An 18296-nucleotide genomic window follows, 5' to 3' on the forward strand; every position below is an offset into this window, starting at 1 on the left:
CCCATGTGTCTTTATGCCTTTTTGTTTTTAAAAAACGTTAATTTCTTGTTGTGTTTCGGGGGGTCCCCCCGCTTTAAAACCCAAACCCCCCCCCCGGGGTTGAGGCGGGGCGGGGCTTTTTTTCGTCGGTTACGCGAGCGCTATTACAACAGCGGGATCGAGTAACTGACGATCAGACGGTTTTCGTCCTGGTCGCGCTGACCCGGAACGTCGTTGCGCCACATGGCGTTTTTCCAGGTGAGGCCCAGGTTTTTCAGCGGACCTGATTGTACTACGTACGCCAGGGTCAGGTCGCGTTCCCACTCGGAACGGCCAGAACCGTTCTCGCGACCATTGGTGCCCACGGTGTCAATGTTGTCGCCACGCAGGTAAACGATGCCGGCAGTAGCACCTGGCAGGCCAACCTTGGCGAAGTCATACGAGTAGCGAGCTTGCCAGGTACGTTCGCCGGCACGGGCGAACTTGGCGATCTGGCTGTCGGTGGTCAGGTAAGCCGACGAGCCGTCACCCTGGTTCAGCCAAGGGAAGTCGCTGCTGCCATTGCTGACCTGATAACCGCCGCCGAAGGTGTGACCGGCAACGGAGTACAGGAACAGGCCGCTGTACAGGTTGTTGTCGACTTTACCGCGACCGGAACGGAAGCCCTCGTAGTTACCGGTGCTGAAATAAGCCGAGTCGTGACCGTTGGCACCGTCATCGGAGCTGTTGAAGTAACGCAAGTCAGACTTCAACACACCAGGACCGATCGACCAGTTGTGAACCAGGCCCAGGAAGTGTTGCTTGTAGAAGTCTTCCAGGTTGCCGTAGTAGTACTGGGCAGTCAGGTCTTTGGTGATTTTGTAGTCACCGCCACCGTAGATGAACTTGTTGCTGTCACGGAAGCCAGCACCGCGCGTGTTCGCACCAGCGATCGACAACTCTTCGTTGTTGCTGGAGTTACGCCCCTTGGCGTGCTCGATCTGACCGCCAACCAGTGTCAGGTCTTTGATCTCGTTCGAGGTGATCTGACCGCCCTGGAAGGTTTGCGGCAGCAGACGACCGTCGTTGGTCACGATCACCGGCAGTTTTGGCTGCAGGGTACCCAACTTCAATTCGGTCTGGGAAATCTTGGCTTTGGCAGTCAGGCCCAGGCTGGAGAAGTTATCAACCGCTTTGCCGTTGGACTCACTTGGGAAAACAGTGCCGCCGTAAGAGGTAGGAGTTGCGCCGTTGGTGCCGCCACCCGAATCCAGACGGACGCCCAGCAGGCCGATGGCATCAATACCAAAGCCAACGGTGCCTTGGGTGTAGCCCGAGGTGAAACGCAGATCGAAGCCTTGGCCCCACTCTTCGTTTTTGCTCTGAACATTGGAAGCAGTTCTAGCTGCCGAATCACGGTTATCAGTGTTGATGTAGAAGTTGCGCAGCCCCAATGTAGCCTTGCTGTCTTCGATGAAACCGGCGGCGCCTGCCTGCTGCGCCAAAACCCCTACGGCCACAGCCAGGGCCAAGGTGGACTTGTTCATTGTTTCGCTCCTCTCATTTCTAATTCTGGGTTCCTGGTCCTGGTCGAGTGCCCGGATCCAAAGATGCGCAATGAGCGCCGGGTGGTCAGCCCCCCTTGTTTTTTACCGACATGACAAACCAAAAGACTTATTGCGGTATTTTTTAATGCCATCTAGGCATATATATCCATGCCGGGACACAAGGTATCGGCTCATGAACCAATTCCTTGATCTTCAAAATCGGGGGATGCTGAATCCGATACTCGTGTTGCTGCCAATGAGTACCTGATGAATTCATTTTATAGACTCGGGCAAAAAACAAAAAAGAATAAATAATCAACTGAAGCTATTTTTTTGGAATATAAAAAAACACAAAAAAAAAGCCTCGCCAACAGGCGAGGCTCTTTTTTGAGGGTTATTACAGGAAGCTGTAGGTGTAGTTGAAGATCAGACGGGTCTGGTCTTGGTCAGCGGTGCTGGTATTACCGCTGTAAGTACCGTGACGCAGAGTCGTACCAAACCCTTTGAGTGCACCCGTTTGAATCACGTAGTCGATACGCGCGTCGGTCTCGTGCTCATTCAGGTCTTTACCCACGCCGTTGGTTGCCTTGATGTCTCGGCCATCCAGGTAAGCAATCGAAGCTTTCAAACCTGGCACGCCCAGTGAGGCGAAGTCATAGGAGTACTGACCGTACGTGGTGTTTTCACCGGCACGGATGAAGCTGCCCACGGTGGCATCGGTGAACGAGTAGAAGCTGGCGCCACCGGCACCTTCTTGACGACCTTTGCTATCGATCAGGCTGCCCTGGTTCAAGAAGACAAAGCCGCCGTCATCGCTGACACGCTGATGACCAAGCAGGAACGCGCTGCCACCCAGGGTGTAGGTGAACGTCGCGCTCCAGGTCTTGTTATCGACCTCGCCTATATTCTTGGCGTAGCCATTGTTGTTGTTGAAGCGGTAGCCGACGTCGCCGTTCTTGCCATCGGAGCTGCTGTCGAAATAACGAATATCAGTCTTGAACGACTGGTTCGGGGCGATCGGGTAGACGTGCACCAGACCGAGGAAGTGCTGCTTGTAGTAGTCTTCCAGGTTCGCGTAGTAGTACTGCAGCGTGAGGTCTTTGGTGACTTTCCAGTCAGCACCGGCGTAACGGAACTGGTTGCTGTCCTGAGCACCGCCAGCCACTGCCAGGCCAGTTCTGTTGGAGGAGGCGCGACCCGACGCGTGCTCCAGTTGACCCAAGTTGAAGGTCACATTGTCAATTTCCTTCGAGGTGATGGTGCCACCGTCAAAGGTCTGCGGCAGCACACGGCTGTCGTTCGCGATCAGGATCGGCAAGTTAGGTGCCAGAGCGCCACCCAAGTGGGCCTCGGTCTTCGAGAAGCGCGCCTTGACGTTACCATCCAGACGACTCCACTCGTCGGCGGACCTGTCGCCGTCGCTCGGGAAGAAGGAGTTGCTGTTACCGAGCGGGTGATGTCCCCTGCCGCCATCCAGGTGGATGCCGACCAGTGCCTGGGCGTCGATACCGAAACCAACGGTACCCTGGGTGAACCCGGACAGGTAATCGAACTTGAGACCTTCAGCGGTTTCTCGCTGACGGTTTGCAGCTCTATTGTCGCCTTCACGGACATCGGCGTCGTAATACATGGTCCGGGAACTGACGGAAGCCTTGCTGTCTTCCAGGAAACCCGCTGCGCCTGCCTGCTGCGCCAAAACCCCCACGGCCACAGCCAGGGCTAAGGTGGACTTATTCATGTTTCGCTCCTCTCGTTTTCTAATTTTTGTGTTCTTTGGTCTTGGGTCGAAAGCCCTGGATCCACAGATGCGCGATTAGCGCCAGACCGTGACTACCAAGTCAATCGTAACCATGTATGTCTACGACCAAGGTCTAACGTCGAATATTGAGTCCCTGCCGGCGGCTCATCGAACCGGATATAACGGCATTGGCCCAAAAGCTAATTCCTAAAGGGTATTTACCAGCCTTTTTTTATTCCCATTGGCTTTGGCACATCCCGTACGCGTCAATCCCTATCGAAAAGGCGACGCCATCATGGCTAAACGCGCACTATCTAGTCAATTTGTTACAGTTTGTGTATCGCTAATATTTTCTCTTTCCACTCAGGCGACGACGCTCACGGTCGATTATCAACCCGGCCCCCCCACCGAAGGCCTTCGAGCCGACGGCGATTCGAGAAACCATAGGCCATAAAGTCGATTGGCGTCGTTTCAATAACGATCCGGAAATGGTCAGCCCCGCGCAGCAGACCACCGCGCGGCGCGATGACGGCACGGCCACAGCGATTGGCGAGAGGACGAAATTCTTGCTGGAACAAGGGAAGGTAGAGACAGTGCTGCCGGACTATGCGCCGTATGCCAGCGCCAAATACGTCACCGAGTAGCACGCAGACCTGTGGCAAGGAAGCAAGCTCCCTCGCCACAAAAGCCAATATAGACAGCCACTCAGTCAGAGGGCTTTTTCGAAGATCTTCGAATTACGCTGATAGTTGTACAGCGACGCCCGCGCCGACGGCAGGCGATCAACGCTGCTCGGCACGAAACCTCGCTCACGGAACCAGTGGGCAGTCCGGGTGGTGAGCACGAACAGGGTTTTCAGGCCCTGAGCCCGGGCGCGGGTTTCGATGCGCTCCAGCAATTCATCACCGCGACCACCATGGCGGTACTCCGGGTTCACCGCCAGACACGCCAGCTCCCCCGCATCCGAATCGGCAATCTGATACAGCGCCGCGCAGGCGATGATCATGCCTTCACGCTCGACCACGCTGAACTGCTCGATTTCGCGCTCCAATACCTCGCGGGACCGGCGAACCAGAATGCCCTGTTCTTCCAGCGGGCTGATCAAGTCCAGCAAACCGCCGACGTCCTCGATGGCCGCCTCGCGCACAACTTCGAATTGTTCCTGGGCCACCAGCGTACCGCCACCGTCACGGGTGAACAGTTCGGTCAGCAGCGCGCCGTCTTCCGCGTAGCTGACGATATGGCTGCGCGCCACCCCGCCCCGGCACGCTTCAGCGGCCGCATCCAGCAGTTCGGCCTGATAGTTGCTGCCCAGGCGTTGCAGGTGCGCCGGCACTTGTTGCGGACGCAACTCGCGAACCAGGCGACCATTTTCATCCAGCAGTCCGAGATCGGCGCCAAACAGCAGCAACTTGTCTGCGCCCAGGTCGATGGCCGCGCGGGTCGCGACGTCTTCGCAGGCGAGGTTGAAGATTTCGCCGGTCGGCGAGTAACCCAACGGCGACAACAGCACGATGGAGCGTTCGTCCAACAGGCGATTGATGCCCTTGCGGTCGACCCGGCGCACTTCGCCGGTGTGGTGATAATCGACACCTTCGAGCACGCCGATCGGCCGCGCAGTGACCAGATTGCCGCTGGCCACCCGCAGGCGCGAGCCCTGCATCGGCGACGAGGCCATGTCCATGGACAACCGCGCTTCGATGGCGATGCGCAGTTGACCGACCGCATCAATCACACACTCCAGCGTCGCTGCATCGGTGATGCGCATGCCGTGGTGGTAGTGCGGGGTCAGGCCGCGAGCAGCGAGGCGGGTTTCAATTTGCGGACGCGAACCGTGAACCAGCACCAGTCGCACGCCCAGGCTGTGCAGCAGCACCAGGTCGTGGACGATATTGCCGAAGTTCGGGTGCTCCACACCGTCGCCGGGCAGCATGACGACGAAGGTGCAATCGCGGTGGGCGTTGATGTAAGGCGAAGCGTGACGAAGCCAATTGACGTATTCGGGCATGAACCTGGGCCTGTAATAAATAGCAGCCGAAAAAAGAGTAACGCAGTAAACGCACAGCAGGCTGATGGTTATCGTCGGAACAGGCTTGGCGACACGCGCGCTCTCCTCATAAGTACGGGTAGTGACACTGGCAATTTATACGAGCGACGCCGGCGTCAGGCAGTAATATTCGATCAGTTGACGTAATAGATGCACGGTAGGCTGCAAACGTGACATTTCGAGGTATTCCCCCGGTTGGTGGGCGCAAGCGATGTCGCCGGGGCCCAAGACCAGTGTTTCACAGCCAAGGCGCTGAAGATAAGGCGCTTCTGTGCCGAACGCCACTGCTTCGGCGCGATGGCCGGTGAGCTTTTCGGCGACCCTCACCAATTCCGAGTCCTCGGCCTGCTCGAATGGCGGCACTTCGGGGAACAATGGCGCGTAATCGATCTTCACCTGGTGCCGTGCGGCAATAGGGTTGAGTTTCTGCAAAATCGCCGCGCGCAGGGCACTGGGGTCCATGCCCGGCAGCGGACGCAGGTCAAACTCCAGTGAGCACTGGCCGCAGATACGGTTAGGGTTATCGCCACCGTGAATGCAGCCGAAATTCATCGTCGGCTGCGGCACGCTGAACTGCGGATTACGAAATTCCCGCTGCCATGCCAGACGCAAGCCGCGCAGTTCGCCGATGGCATCGTGCATGGCTTCGAGGGCGCTATGGCCCAGGCTCGGGTCCGAGGAGTGACCGCTCTGACCGAGGATGTCGATGCGCTCCATCATCACGCCTTTGTGCAGACGGATCGGCTTCAGCCCCGTCGGCTCGCCAATCACCGCCGCGCGACCTAGTGGCCGCCCGGCTTCGGCCAAGGCACGCGCACCGGACATCGAACTTTCTTCATCGCAGGTCGCAAGAATCAGCAAGGGTTGCTTGAATGGTTGGTCGAGCAAGGGTTTGACGGCTTCGATGGCCAGGGCAAAAAAGCCCTTCATGTCGCAACTGCCCAGGCCCACCCAACGGCCATCCACTTCCGTCAGTTTCAGCGGATCGGTCTGCCACAGCGCCGCGTCGTACGGCACCGTATCGCTGTGACCGGCCAGCACCAGGCCGCCTGGCCCTGCGCCGAAACTGGCCAGCAGGTTGAACTTGCCGGGGCTGACCTGCTGGATGTCGCAGGCAAAACCCAGCTCCCCGAGCCATGTCGCCAACAAGTCGATGACCGGCCGATTGGTTTGATCCAGGCTGGGTTGGGTACAGCTGACAGACGGCGCGGCGATCAGCGCAGCGAACTGATCTCTCATGGACGGCAAAGGCATCGCTGACTCCCAACTCCCGAATTGAAGTCCATCATAGAGCCATCCGGCGACAGGAATAAACCGCCGCGGCGCGTAGGATGCATCAGTCCTGTACACTGCACGACCTTGGCAGCCACACATTCCCCCGGCTGCGCTCCCGATCCTGGATTTTCCGGCCATGCAGAAAGAAACCGAAATCAAACTCCGCGTCAGCCGCGAAACCCTCGCCGCCCTGCGCGAGCACCCGTTATTGAAAAAACGCAACAAAAGTGGCTGGGAACGCCGTGAGTTGATGAACCAGTACTTCGACACGCCCGAGCGCGACCTGGCCCGCGCCAAGGTTGCCCTGCGCCTGCGCCGCGATGGCGAAGAAGTGATTCAGACCCTCAAGACCCGTGGCCAGAGCGTCGCCGGTCTGTCCGAACGTCACGAGTACGACTGGCACCTGCCCAAAGCCAAACTCGACGTGAAGAAGCTCGACGGCGAATGCTGGCCCGAGCAGTTGGCGGAGCTGGACAAGAAAACCCTGAAAGCCATCTTCACCACCGATTTCGTGCGTGAACGCGCGGAAATCGCCTGGGGCCGTGGCAAGACCAAAGTGGTCATCGAAGCCGCGCTGGACCTGGGCCACGTGGTGGTCGGCAAGCAGAAAGAAGAAATCTGCGAGCTGGAACTGGAACTGCGCGAAGGCGAGCCGGCCGCGCTGCTGGAACTGGCCGCCGAACTGGCCGCGACCCTGCCGCTGATGCCATGCGACATCAGCAAGGCCGAACGCGGTTATCGCCTGTTCGACGCCAACAGCTACTCGCTGAGCTTGCCGGCGCCGCAGATCACCGCCGAAATGCCACTGGACGATGCATTCGCCGCCCTGTGCTGGCATTTGCTGGGCAGCAGCCAGCGCCTGGCCGAGCAATATCGCTTCAATGGCCACTGGCGCCTGCTACAGGACTGGGTCGAAAACCTCGCTGAAATGCGCGCGCTGATCAGCAGCCTCGGTCAAGCCGCGCCACGTCAGTCGACTCACGATCTGCGGGCCGCGCTGGATGCCTTGCTGGAGGACTGGCGCCCGCTGGTACAAGCCGGCCTGGACGACGAAGACGTGCGCAAAGCCGCGCCGGAGCAGTTCCTCGAAGAGCTGGAAGACCCGCGCTGGGGCTTGTTCTCGCTGAACACTTCGCGCTGGTTGCTGGCCCGTACCTGGGCTGCCGATCGCAACACCCGTGGCAATCGCCAGGGCGCCGCGCAACTGGGCAGCTGGCTGCCACGCCTTCTGGGCGAAGAAGCCAACTCGCTGCAACTGCAGCGTTACCAGCAACAGCCGGAAGACCTGGCCGAGCAACTGCCGCGCATCGAGCGTATCCAGGCCTGGCTGCACCACGCCCGTAGCGTGCTGGACATCCCGGAAATGGATCGCCTGTACGGTGAGCTGAAACAGCTTGCCCTGCTAGCTAACGAGCCGATCACCGATGAGTCGCTGGATGCGCGTAAGCAGCAGGCGATTGCGGTGTATCAGAATCGTGCGTGGAAGATGCTATTGCGCATGTAACACCCAACACCTGTGGCGAGGGAGCTTGCTCCCGTTCGGCTGCGAAGCAGTCGTAATCCGGGCATCGCGGTTTGTCTGGCATACCGCAATGGCCGGATTAGGAGCGCTTCGCACTCCAGCGGGAGCAAGCTCCCTCGCCACAAAGGCCCTCGAACATCATCAACGCAACACCGGCAAACTCGTCGTGGATTTGATTTCCGACAAAGCCACGATCGAGTTGACCTCCTGTATCCCCGGCACCATCGACAGTTTCTCGAAGAAGAAACGCTCATAAGCCTCGATGTCTGCTGTGACGATCCGCAACAAGAAATCCACCGATCCCATCAGCACATAACATTCCAGCACTTCGGGGAAACCGCGAATCGCTTCGGTGAACTCAGTGAAGTTCGAGCGCCCGTGGGCGTTGAGTTTGATCTCGGCGAAGATTTGCGTGTTGAGGCCGATTTTCTTGCGATCAAGCAACGTCACCTGACCGCGAATGATCCCCTCCTCCTTCATCCGCTGAATCCGCCGCCAGCAGGGCGACTGCGAAAGGCCCACCTGCTCGGCGATCTGCGCGCTGGAGAGCGAAGCGTCCTCTTGCAGCAACGCGAGAATCTTGCGGTCGTAGCCATCCAGCTCGCTATGCATAGAAAAACCTGAAATTAATATGATCTTGAATTGATCGATTCGATAAATCGTCAATAGACCCAATCATAGATAAGAAATACCCCACACCGAATGTAAAAATTCCTCCAATGATTTTGGAGCCTGACCATGCCGCCCCTCGAAGCCGTGAACACCCCGCCCGCCCGCGCCGATGTCTGGAACGTCAGCAACGCCCACTGCCGCGTTCAATACCAACTGCTGGCCGAGGCCGAGCCGGATCTGCTGTGCCGCGCGCTCAACCTGTTCGCCTTGCAGTTTCTGACGCCACAGCAGGTCAACGTACAGCGCCTGGACGATCTGCTGTCGATCGACATCGTCATGGACGGCCTGAGCTGGCACCGTGCCCAGGTGATCGCGGAAAAACTGCGTAACCTGATCAGCGTCTGTTCGGTGAATCTGCAAGCGGCTGATTCGGCGTGGCAAGAGCCGGCGCAGGCAGCGGGCTGACCCCCTCCCCTGAAAAAACCCGACACGTGTTGGTCCGGTAGTGGCCCAACGGTCTGCGGGAGCGCAGCTATCCTTTGCGAACGGTTGTTCATAAGGAGCCCGCATGTCCGTTCAACTTGCCACTCAGGACCGCTGGCTGGACCTTAACGATTTGCTGCGTGAACTGGTCGCCCAGGGCTTTGTCAGCCAGGACTCGGCCGAACACGCACTCAACGCCCGCCGCCGTCACGCCACCAATGCTCAGCAACATCCGCTGGAGTTCATCGCCAGCCAACACCTGGACGACCTCAGCCGTCCCGGTAAACACCTCGATCTGGAAAGCCTGACGCTGTGGCTGTCCCAGCAGGCCGGCCAGCCTTACTTGCGCATCGACCCACTGAAAATCAACGTCGCCGCCATTACGCCGCTGATGTCCTATGCCTTCGCCCAACGCCACAAGATTCTGGCGGTGGCCATCGACCGCGATGCCGTCACCGTGGCCAGCGCCCAGCCCTTCGTCAGCGGCTGGGAAGTCGACCTGACCCACGTATTGAAACTGCCGATCAAGCGCGTGGTAGCCAACCCGGTGGATATCCAGCGCTTCAGCGTGGAGTTTTTCCGCCTGGCCAAATCGGTCACCGGCGCGACCAACGCCGATCAGCAGACAAGCAACCTGGGCAACTTCGAACAATTGCTCAACCTCGGCGCCAGCGACCAGGAGCCGGACGCCAACGATGCGCACATCGTCAACATCGTCGATTGGCTGTTCCAGTACGCGTTCCAGCAGCGGGCCAGCGATATCCACATCGAGCCCCGGCGCGAGCAAGGCACGGTGCGCTTTCGCATCGACGGCGTGCTGCACAACGTCTATCAATTCCCGCCGCAAGTGACCATGGCCATCGTCAGCCGCCTGAAAAGCCTGGGGCGGATGAACGTCGCGGAAAAGCGCAAACCCCAGGACGGCCGGGTCAAGACCAAGACCCCGGACGGCGGCGAAGTCGAACTGCGGTTGTCGACATTACCGACAGCGTTCGGCGAGAAAATGGTCATGCGGATCTTCGACCCGGAAGTGCTGCTCAAGGATTTCGACCAACTGGGCTTCTCCGCCGAGGACCTGCGCCGCTGGCAAGACATGATCCGCCAGCCCAACGGCATCATTCTGGTGACCGGGCCAACCGGTTCGGGCAAGACCACCACGCTGTACACCACCCTCAAGAAACTGGCGACGCCGGAGGTCAATCTCTGCACCATCGAAGACCCGATCGAAATGGTCGAGCCGGCGTTCAATCAGATGCAGGTCCAACACAACATCGACCTGACCTTTGCCGCCGGCGTACGCGCGCTGATGCGGCAAGACCCGGACATCATCATGATCGGCGAGATCCGCGACCTCGAAACCGCCGAGATGGCAATTCAGGCGGCACTCACCGGTCACCTGGTGCTGTCGACGTTGCACACCAACGATGCCCCGAGCGCCATCAGCCGCCTGCTGGAACTCGGCGTGCCACATTACCTGATCAAGGCCACGGTGCTCGGGGTCATGGCCCAGCGTCTGGTGCGTACGTTATGCCCTCACTGCAAGGCCCCCTTGACGTTGGGCGAAGACGACTGGCAAACCCTGACCCGGCCTTGGCAAGCGCCACTGCCGACCAATGCCCAGCGCGCCATCGGTTGCCTGGAATGCCGCGAAACCGGCTATCGCGGTCGCGCCGGGGTTTACGAAATCATGCAGCTGACGGATGGCATCAAAGCGCTGATCAACCCCGACACCGACTTGCTGGCGGTCCGGCGTCAGGCGTTCAAGGAAGGCATGCGCAGTTTGCGGTTGTCGGGGGCGCAGAAAGTGGCGGCGGGTTTGACCACGATCGAAGAGGTGTTGCGGGTGACGCCGCAGAGTGAGCAGAAATAGGCATCCCCTAATGCCTACGCAAAAAGCGCCGGAAGCAAAACCTGTGGCGAGGGGGCTTGCCCCCGCTGGGGCGCGCAGCGGCCCTAAATTCGGCAAACGCATTGTGTCAGGAAGAATGCATTTGCCGGTTTTACGACTGCTGCGCAGCCGAACGGGGCGATGCGGCGTTCCGACAAGCCCCCTCGCCACACTGACGGTATCAGCCATAGTCCCTGCCCCCTCAAGTCGCATAGCAAGCCTTTTGCCCTACACTCTGGTCATCGCAACTCAATCCAGACTGGACAGGGACCGTTATGAGCATTGCACTGATTCTCTTCGTCGCGCTGGTCGTGGCCATTCTTTTCATGGGCTTCAAAGTGGTGCCCCAAGGGTTTGAATGGACGGTCGAACGCTTCGGCCGTTACACCAATACCCTCAAGCCAGGCCTGAGCATCATCATTCCGGTGATGGACCGCATCGGCCGCAAGATCAACGTGATGGAAAGCGTGCTGGACATTCCGCCCCAGGAAGTCATCACCGCCGACAACGCCACCGTGCAGATCGACGCCGTGTGCTTCTTCCAGGTGGTCAATACTGCCCAAGCCGCCTACGAGGTGAACAACCTCGAACATGCCGTGCGCAATCTGCTGCAAACCAATATCCGCACCGTGCTCGGGTCCATGGAGCTGGACGCGATGCTCAGCCAGCGCGACAACATCAACGAAAAACTGCTGCGCACCGTCGATGAAGCCACGGCGCCGTGGGGCATCAAGATCACCCGGATCGAGATCAAGGACATCAGCCCTCCCGCAGACCTGATGGCCGCCATGTCCGGCCAGATGAAAGCCGAGCGGATCAAACGCGCACAGATTCTGGAAGCCGAAGGTTTGCGCGCCTCGGCGATCCTCACCGCCGAAGGCAAGAAGCAGGCGCAGATTCTCGAAGCCGAGGGCAGTCGTCAGGCAGCGTTCCTCGAAGCCGAGGCCCGGGAGCGTCAGGCCCAGGCCGAAGCCCAGGCCACCAAAGTGGTGTCCGAAGCCATCGCCGGCGGTAACGTGCAGGCGGTCAACTACTTCGTCGCACAGAAGTACATTGATGCCTTGGGCAAGCTGGCCTCGGCCAACAACAGCAAAGTGATCCTGATGCCGCTCGAAGCCGGTTCGATGATCGGTGCAGTCGGTGGCATCGGCGAAATCGTCAAGGCCACCTTCGACGGCAAGAAAGGCTGAGGTCGCTGTCCATGGAACTGTTTTCGTTCTGGAGCTGGCTGGCCCTGGGCACGCTGTTGCTGATCCTCGAGGTGTTCGGTGCTGGCGGTTATCTGCTGTGGATCGGCATGGCAGCCGCCGCCGTCGGCGTGCTGATGTTCCTGATACCGGATTTGCCCTGGGAATGGCAGGTGCTGTTGTTTGCCGTTTTTTCGATCCTCACCGCCCTGTACTGGTGGAGACGTCAGCGCAGAGTGGTGCGGGCCAGCGATCAGCCGAACCTGAACCTGCGAGGGCAAGAGCTGATCGGCAAGGTGTTCGTGGTCACCGAAACGATTGTCAACGGCCGCGGCAAGATCAAGGTCGCCGACGGCGTGTGGATGGCCCGAGGCCCTGACGCTACGGCTGGCAGCCGTGTTCGGGTGATCGGACAGCAAGGGGCGATCTTACTGGTGGAACTAGCCGACTAACGTCACGGAACTCGATTGGGTTATTGGCAATCAAAGGCCGCAGTTAAAACCCAGTGGAGTCACCTTTTATGCGTCTCAAACTTGCTGTCGCTACCGTCGCCGTGTTGTCCCTTCAAGTCGGTTCGGCGATGGCTGATGACAGCTTTTTGCGTAACGTCCTTACTTCCGGTGCCACCACCGGTACGTCCTACCTGACCTCCAGGGATCACAAGCTGATCGTCGCCGCCCAGGACGACGCCGGCAGCTTTGTCGCCAGTGACGGCGCTATTCGCGGCCCCTATCTGGAATCTGCCATGCAGAAAGTCCGCGCTGAAAACCCTGGCCTGCAAGCCACGGACATGGAACTGGCGAACGCCATCCTGGCGAAGAATGCCATCGCCTCGAAATAAGCTTCGTTGCTGGTCAAAAATGCCGCTCCCAACAGCGGCATTTTTTATGAGCCAGGTAAATTTCACAGTTGCTTCCTACAGCGGCCAACGCCAAATCACTGACATATCGGCGAGCTTTCACCGACCTTCTGAGGAAAAGTCTGATATGAACGCGAGGAGAGCAAACTCAAACTTTGTCGATTCGGATTACCCATATACGCGAGTCGACTCACATGAAAAAAACAGCCTTTTCTTTACTGCTGCTGACCGCCACCTTCTGTCAGATATCGCAGGCCGATGGTCTGTACGGCTCGATAAAAATCCAGAGCGCTCAACAAGACCTTTCCAGCGCCCTGCTCACCAGCCCTCGAGTGAATAACCGCGTCATCAGCCCCGACAGCAACAAGAACATCACCGGCTCCGTTGCGCTAGGGTATGGGTTCAAGGGTGATTGGCGTCTGGAAGGCGAGTACACGATCAAGCAAGACTCGGAATTCAAGAGTTACTGGGCGCCGTTCAACGCCAACGTCAACAACATGCAAGTTTCGTCCAGCCGACTGATGGTCAATGGCTACAAGGATTTTCCTCTGAACGAATACCTGTCCCTGTACGCGATGGCCGGTGTCGGTGTCGCGCATATCAGTTCCGAGGGCTATCAATCCAACCCTTCGCGACGGTTCGCCAACAACAGCCAGAACAACTTCGCCTATGCCTTTGGTGTCGGGGCTGACCTCAAGCTCAACCAGCAAGTTACCCTCGGCACCGGTTACCGGTACGTCGACATGGGAGATATTGAAACCGGCTACAACACCTTTGCTAACCGCATTAATGCAAGGGACGAACAACTGAAGGGCAAACTCCGGGAGCAGAACCTATACGTCGAGGCACGAATGTCGTTCTGATTCATTGCCCAGAACAATGCCGCTCCACATGAGCGGCATTTTTTTGCCCGACACCAATCAACGGTATTCATCCACCGGCACACACGCGCAAAACAGGTTGCGATCGCCGTAGACATTGTCCACACGGTTCACCACCGGCCAGTATTTATGGGCCTTGGTGTGAGCATCCGGCGTCACCGCCTGCTCGATGCTGTACGGCCGCTCCCAGACACCGGTGATGTCGGCCAAGGTATGCGGCGAACGCTTCAGCGGGTTGTCCTCCGCCGGCCAGTTGCCGTTCTGCACCTCGTTGATTTCCGCGCGAATGCTCAGCATCGCATCGATAAAACGGTCCAGTTCCGCCTTCGATTCACTCTCGGTCGGTTCGACCATCAACGTCCCCGGCACCGGGAATGACATGGTCGGCGCATGGAAGCCGTAGTCCATCAGACGTTTGGCAACGTCTTCTTCGCTGATCCCGGTCAGCACCTTGAGCGGACGCAAGTCGAGGATGCATTCGTGGGCCACGCGCTCGTTGCGTCCGGTGTAGAGCACCGGGAACGCCCCGGACAAATGCTGCGCCAGGTAATTCGCGGCGAGGATCGCCACCTCACTCGCATCCGCCAGTTGCGGCCCCATCATCGCGATGTACATCCAGCTGATCGGCAGAATGCTTGCACTGCCCCAAGGGGCTGCGCTTACCGCTCCGTTCCCCGGCAGCGGGCCTTCGATCGGCACCACCGGGTGATTGGCGACAAACGGCGCCAGGTGCGCCCGGACACCAATCGGGCCCATCCCCGGCCCGCCACCGCCGTGGGGAATACAGAAAGTCTTGTGCAGGTTCATGTGCGACACGTCGGCGCCGATGTCTGCCGGCCGCGCCAACCCGACTTGCGCGTTGAGGTTGGCGCCATCCATGTACACCTGACCGCCATGGCGGTGGATAACTTCACAGATCTCGCTGATGCCTTCCTCGTAGACCCCATGGGTCGAAGGATAAGTCGCCATCAGGCAGGCGAGTTTGTCCCCTGCCTCGATGGCCTTTTCTTTCAGGTCTTCCAGATCGACATTACCCGCCTCGTCGCACTCGACGATCACCACCCGCATCCCGGCCATTTGCGCCGAGGCCGGGTTGGTGCCGTGGGCCGAAGACGGGATCAGGCAAATATCCCGCGCGCCCTGATGACGGCTCTCGTGATATTTGCGGATGGCCAGTAGCCCGGCGTACTCGCCCTGGGCGCCCGAGTTGGGCTGCATGCAGATTGCATCGAAACCGGTGATCGCGCAGAGCCAGCGTTCCAGTTCCTCGATCATCAAGGAATAACCCACCACCTGCTCTTTCGGCACGAACGGGTGCAGGTTGGCGAATTGCGGCCAGGTGATCGGGATCATCTCGCTGGTGGCATTGAGCTTCATGGTGCAGGAGCCCAGCGGGATCATCGACTGATTGAGCGCCAGGTCTTTGTTTTCCAGCTGCTTCAAGTAACGCAGCATTTCGGTTTCACTGTGGTGAGCGTTGAACACCGGATGACGCAGATAAGGCGTGCTGCGCTGCAATTCTGCAGGAATGCCGGACACCAGAGCCTCGGCATCCAGTTCGTCTACGCTGAGCCCATGATCGACACCGAGAAACACATCGAACAGTTTCGCCACGGTGGTTTCGTCACTGGTTTCGTCGAGGCTCAGGCCCAACTGCCCACGGCCGAGAATGCGCAAGTTGATCTGCGCCGCCTTGGCACTTTCGATGATCGCGGTCTGAGTACCACCGACCTCCAGGGTCAGGGTGTCGAAGAAGTGTTGGTTCACACGTGTAACGCCATGGCGTTCCAGGCCGGCGGCGAGAATGCAGGTCAGCCGATGGACGCGCTGGGCAATATTCTTGAGCCCTTCCGGGCCATGGTAGACCGCATAGAAACTGGCGATATTGGCCAGCAACACCTGGGCGGTGCAGATGTTCGAGTTGGCTTTCTCCCGGCGAATATGTTGCTCGCGAGTTTGCAGGGCCATGCGCAGGGCCACGTTGCCGCGAGCATCTTTCGACACGCCGATGATCCGCCCGGGAATCGCGCGTTTGTACTCGTCGCGGCTGGCAAAAAACGCCGCGTGCGGGCCGCCGTACCCCATGGGCACGCCGAAGCGCTGGGACGAACCGAATACCACGTCTGCACCCAGCTCCCCCGGCGGGGTCAATAACAGCAAGCTCAACAAATCGGTGGCGACGCAGGCCAGGGCTTGCTGGGCATGCAGATGATCGATCAGCGGACGCAGGTCGCGAATTTCGCCATGGGTGTCGGGATATTGCAGCAACGCGCCGAACACTTGATGCTGCTTCAAGTTATCCACAGCATCGATGACCAGGTCGAAACCGAACCCTTCGGCCCGGGTCTGCACCACGGAAATCGTCTGCGGGTGGCAGTTTTCGTCGACGAAGAACAGATTGCTTCTGGACTTGGCGACACGCTTGGCCAGCGCCATGGCCTCGGCGGCCGCCGTGGCTTCATCCAGCAGCGAGGCGTTGGCCAGTTCCAGACCGGTCAGGTCGATGGTCAGCTGTTGGAAATTCAGCAGCGCTTCGAGCCGGCCTTGGGCAATCTCCGGTTGGTAAGGCGTGTAAGCGGTGTACCAACCGGGATTTTCCAGCACGTTGCGCAGGATGACGGCCGGCGTGAGGGTGCCGTGATACCCCATGCCGATCAGGCTGGTCCAGACCTGGTTCTGTTCGGCGTAGCCGCGCAGTTTGGCCAGTGCGGCTACCTCATCGAGGGCGGGCGGCAGGTCCAGCGGTCGGTTGAGGCGGATTCCCGGCGGCACCGTCTGCTCGATCAACTCGACGCGGCTGCCAAGACCGAGGCTGTCGAGCATCGCCTGCTGCTCGGCGGCATCGGGCCCGAGATGGCGGCGCAGGAAGGTATTGGGGTCGCGTAACTGGCTCAAGGACGGCAACTGGGACATGACGGGCTCTCTCATGACTGGCGCTCAGCGTCGATGCAACTCGGTCAAACCAGCATAGCAGTCGATACCGGCACGGATGGCGTGGCGCTGTCGGTCAATCCGGATCATTATGCTCGGCGCCTACAAACGTTCGCTGATCGGGTATCCACATTTATGAGCCAACTGTCTTTCCTGCCCTTCTCCAAACCCACCATCGATGAAGCCACGATTGCCGCTGTCGGCGATGTGCTGCGCTCGGGCTGGATTACCAGCGGCCCCAAGGTTCAGGCTTTTGAAGCGCAACTCTCGGAATATTTCGGCGGGCGCCCGGTGCGTACGTTCAATTCCGGCACCTGCACCATGGAGATCGCATTGCGAATTGCCGGCGTCGGACCGGGTGATGAAGTGATCACCACGCCGATTTCCTGGGTGGCCACCGCCAACGTGATTCTGGAAGTTGGCGCCACGCCGGTGTTTGCCGACATCGACCCGGTCACCCGCAATATCGACCTGGATCAACTGGAAGCGGCCATCACCCCGCGCACCAAAGCCATCATCCCGGTGTTTCTCGCGGGACTGCCCGTGGACATGACACGCCTTTACGCGATTGCAAAAAAGCATGGTTTGCGAGTGGTGGAAGATGCTGCCCAAGCATTGGGTTCGAGCTGGAACGGACAACGCATCGGTTCGACTGGCGATTTCGTGTCCTTCAGTTTCCAGGCGAACAAGAACGTCACCTGCTCAGAGGGCGGTTGCCTGGTGCTGAACAATGCCGATGAAGTGCGATTGGCGGAAAAGTACCGGTTGCAGGGCGTCACCCGCAGCGGTTTCGATGGGCTGGACGTTGATGTGCTGGGCGGCAAGTTCAACATGACCGATGTCGCGGCAGCCATTGGCCTAGGGCAATTTGCCCACCTCGAGGCGATCACTGCTCATCGTCGTGAGCTGGCCAAACATTACTTCGCCTGCTTTGGCGAGGACTTCAAAGCGCAATACGGTGCTCAACTGCCCCCGGCGGATTTCGAGAACAGCAATTGGCATTTGTTCCAACTGGTGCTCCCGGAACGCCAGGATGGCAAACCGGCACGGGCCACTTTCATGGAGCAGATGCAGGCACTGGGCGTTGGTATCGGCTATCACTACCCGCCGATCCACCTGCTGAGTCTTTACCGCGAACGCGGGTTCAAGGAAGGCATGTTCCCGGTCGCCGAGCGGGTCGGACGACTGATCGTCTCACTGCCGATGTTTACGGCCATGGATAAAGCGGATGTCGAGCGTTCGGTGGCTGCTGTGAAAGCTGTCTTGCGGCCTTAATTCGGCCTTGACCCAACCTTGATACAGCCTTTGTAGGAGCTGCCGCAGGCTGCGATCTTTTGATCTTGTTTCTAAAATCAAAAGATCGCAGCC

Annotated in this window: 14 protein-coding genes and 1 pseudogene; 9 read left to right on the forward strand and 6 right to left on the reverse strand. The window is 59.1% G+C overall.

The window, feature by feature from the left end:
- Window positions 1-143 precede the first annotated feature (143 nt).
- Both ACCC96_RS29310 and ACCC96_RS29315 read right to left on the reverse strand, forming a co-directional pair.
- Window positions 144-1505 (reverse strand): OprD family porin, encoded by a 1362-nt coding sequence (locus ACCC96_RS29310; protein ID WP_258671550.1) that lies wholly within the window; start codon window positions 1503-1505, stop codon window positions 144-146.
- 397 nt (window positions 1506-1902) lie between these two features.
- Window positions 1903-3243 carry an OprD family porin gene (locus tag ACCC96_RS29315; protein ID WP_258671552.1) on the reverse strand — a complete coding sequence of 447 codons (1341 nt, stop codon included), beginning with the start codon at window positions 3241-3243 and terminating at the stop codon, window positions 1903-1905.
- A gap of 500 nt (window positions 3244-3743) precedes the next feature.
- Between ACCC96_RS29315 and tauA the strand changes: the two are divergent.
- A pseudogene (tauA, locus tag ACCC96_RS29320) lies at window positions 3744-3887 on the forward strand (taurine ABC transporter substrate-binding protein); the annotation flags it as partial.
- Window positions 3888-3952: 65 nt separating this feature from the next.
- On the opposite strand, the gene argA reads toward tauA, so the two are convergent.
- Together argA and argE are read right to left on the reverse strand one after the other, a co-directional pair.
- Complete coding sequence (gene argA, locus ACCC96_RS29325; protein ID WP_105340730.1) at window positions 3953-5251, reverse strand: amino-acid N-acetyltransferase; 1299 nt, start codon at window positions 5249-5251, stop codon at window positions 3953-3955.
- Between the two features lie 135 nt (window positions 5252-5386).
- Window positions 5387-6544 carry an acetylornithine deacetylase gene (gene argE, locus ACCC96_RS29330; protein ID WP_413697639.1) on the reverse strand — a complete coding sequence of 386 codons (1158 nt, stop codon included), beginning with the start codon at window positions 6542-6544 and terminating at the stop codon, window positions 5387-5389.
- A gap of 157 nt (window positions 6545-6701) precedes the next feature.
- Here argE and ACCC96_RS29335 point away from each other — a divergent pair, with 157 nt between their 5' ends.
- Window positions 6702-8069, forward strand: a complete 1368-nt coding sequence (locus tag ACCC96_RS29335) for an inorganic triphosphatase (protein WP_019580548.1) — start codon at window positions 6702-6704, stop codon at window positions 8067-8069.
- Between the two features lie 159 nt (window positions 8070-8228).
- Here ACCC96_RS29335 and ACCC96_RS29340 read toward each other — a convergent pair whose 3' ends face one another.
- The gene (locus ACCC96_RS29340; protein ID WP_018927598.1) at window positions 8229-8699 is read right to left on the reverse strand and encodes an Lrp/AsnC family transcriptional regulator; all 471 of its coding nucleotides are present in this window, start codon (window positions 8697-8699) and stop codon (window positions 8229-8231) included.
- Window positions 8700-8825: 126 nt separating this feature from the next.
- Between ACCC96_RS29340 and ACCC96_RS29345 the strand changes: the two genes are divergently transcribed.
- From ACCC96_RS29345 to ACCC96_RS29370, 6 genes are all read left to right on the forward strand, one after another.
- Window positions 8826-9164 carry a hypothetical protein gene (locus ACCC96_RS29345; protein WP_019650166.1) on the forward strand — a complete coding sequence of 113 codons (339 nt, stop codon included), beginning with the start codon at window positions 8826-8828 and terminating at the stop codon, window positions 9162-9164.
- 103 nt (window positions 9165-9267) lie between these two features.
- A complete protein-coding gene (locus ACCC96_RS29350) occupies window positions 9268-11052 on the forward strand; it encodes a GspE/PulE family protein (RefSeq protein WP_413697640.1) in 1785 nt (594 codons plus the stop codon).
- A gap of 293 nt (window positions 11053-11345) precedes the next feature.
- Window positions 11346-12260, forward strand: coding sequence for an SPFH domain-containing protein (locus ACCC96_RS29355; protein ID WP_007940374.1), 915 nt, complete (start codon window positions 11346-11348; stop codon window positions 12258-12260).
- Window positions 12261-12271: 11 nt separating this feature from the next.
- A complete protein-coding gene (locus ACCC96_RS29360) occupies window positions 12272-12709 on the forward strand; it encodes an NfeD family protein (protein ID WP_413697641.1) in 438 nt (145 codons plus the stop codon).
- Window positions 12710-12777: 68 nt separating this feature from the next.
- Window positions 12778-13098: a DUF2388 domain-containing protein gene (locus tag ACCC96_RS29365; protein WP_019580544.1), complete on the forward strand. Its 321-nt coding sequence runs from the start codon at window positions 12778-12780 to the stop codon at window positions 13096-13098.
- A gap of 212 nt (window positions 13099-13310) precedes the next feature.
- Window positions 13311-13979 carry an outer membrane protein gene (locus tag ACCC96_RS29370; protein WP_413697642.1) on the forward strand — a complete coding sequence of 223 codons (669 nt, stop codon included), beginning with the start codon at window positions 13311-13313 and terminating at the stop codon, window positions 13977-13979.
- Between the two features lie 57 nt (window positions 13980-14036).
- Here ACCC96_RS29370 and gcvP read toward each other — a convergent pair whose 3' ends face one another.
- The gene (gcvP, locus tag ACCC96_RS29375; RefSeq protein ID WP_413697643.1) at window positions 14037-16910 is read right to left on the reverse strand and encodes an aminomethyl-transferring glycine dehydrogenase; all 2874 of its coding nucleotides are present in this window, start codon (window positions 16908-16910) and stop codon (window positions 14037-14039) included.
- 153 nt (window positions 16911-17063) lie between these two features.
- On the opposite strand from gcvP, the gene ACCC96_RS29380 reads away from it, so the two are divergent.
- Complete coding sequence (locus tag ACCC96_RS29380; RefSeq protein ID WP_413697644.1) at window positions 17064-18203, forward strand: DegT/DnrJ/EryC1/StrS family aminotransferase; 1140 nt, start codon at window positions 17064-17066, stop codon at window positions 18201-18203.
- Window positions 18204-18296 lie beyond the last annotated feature (93 nt).

The sequence above is a fragment of the Pseudomonas sp. Pseusp11 genome (assembly GCF_047304405.1).
Taxonomy (GTDB): Bacteria; Pseudomonadota; Gammaproteobacteria; order Pseudomonadales; family Pseudomonadaceae; genus Aquipseudomonas.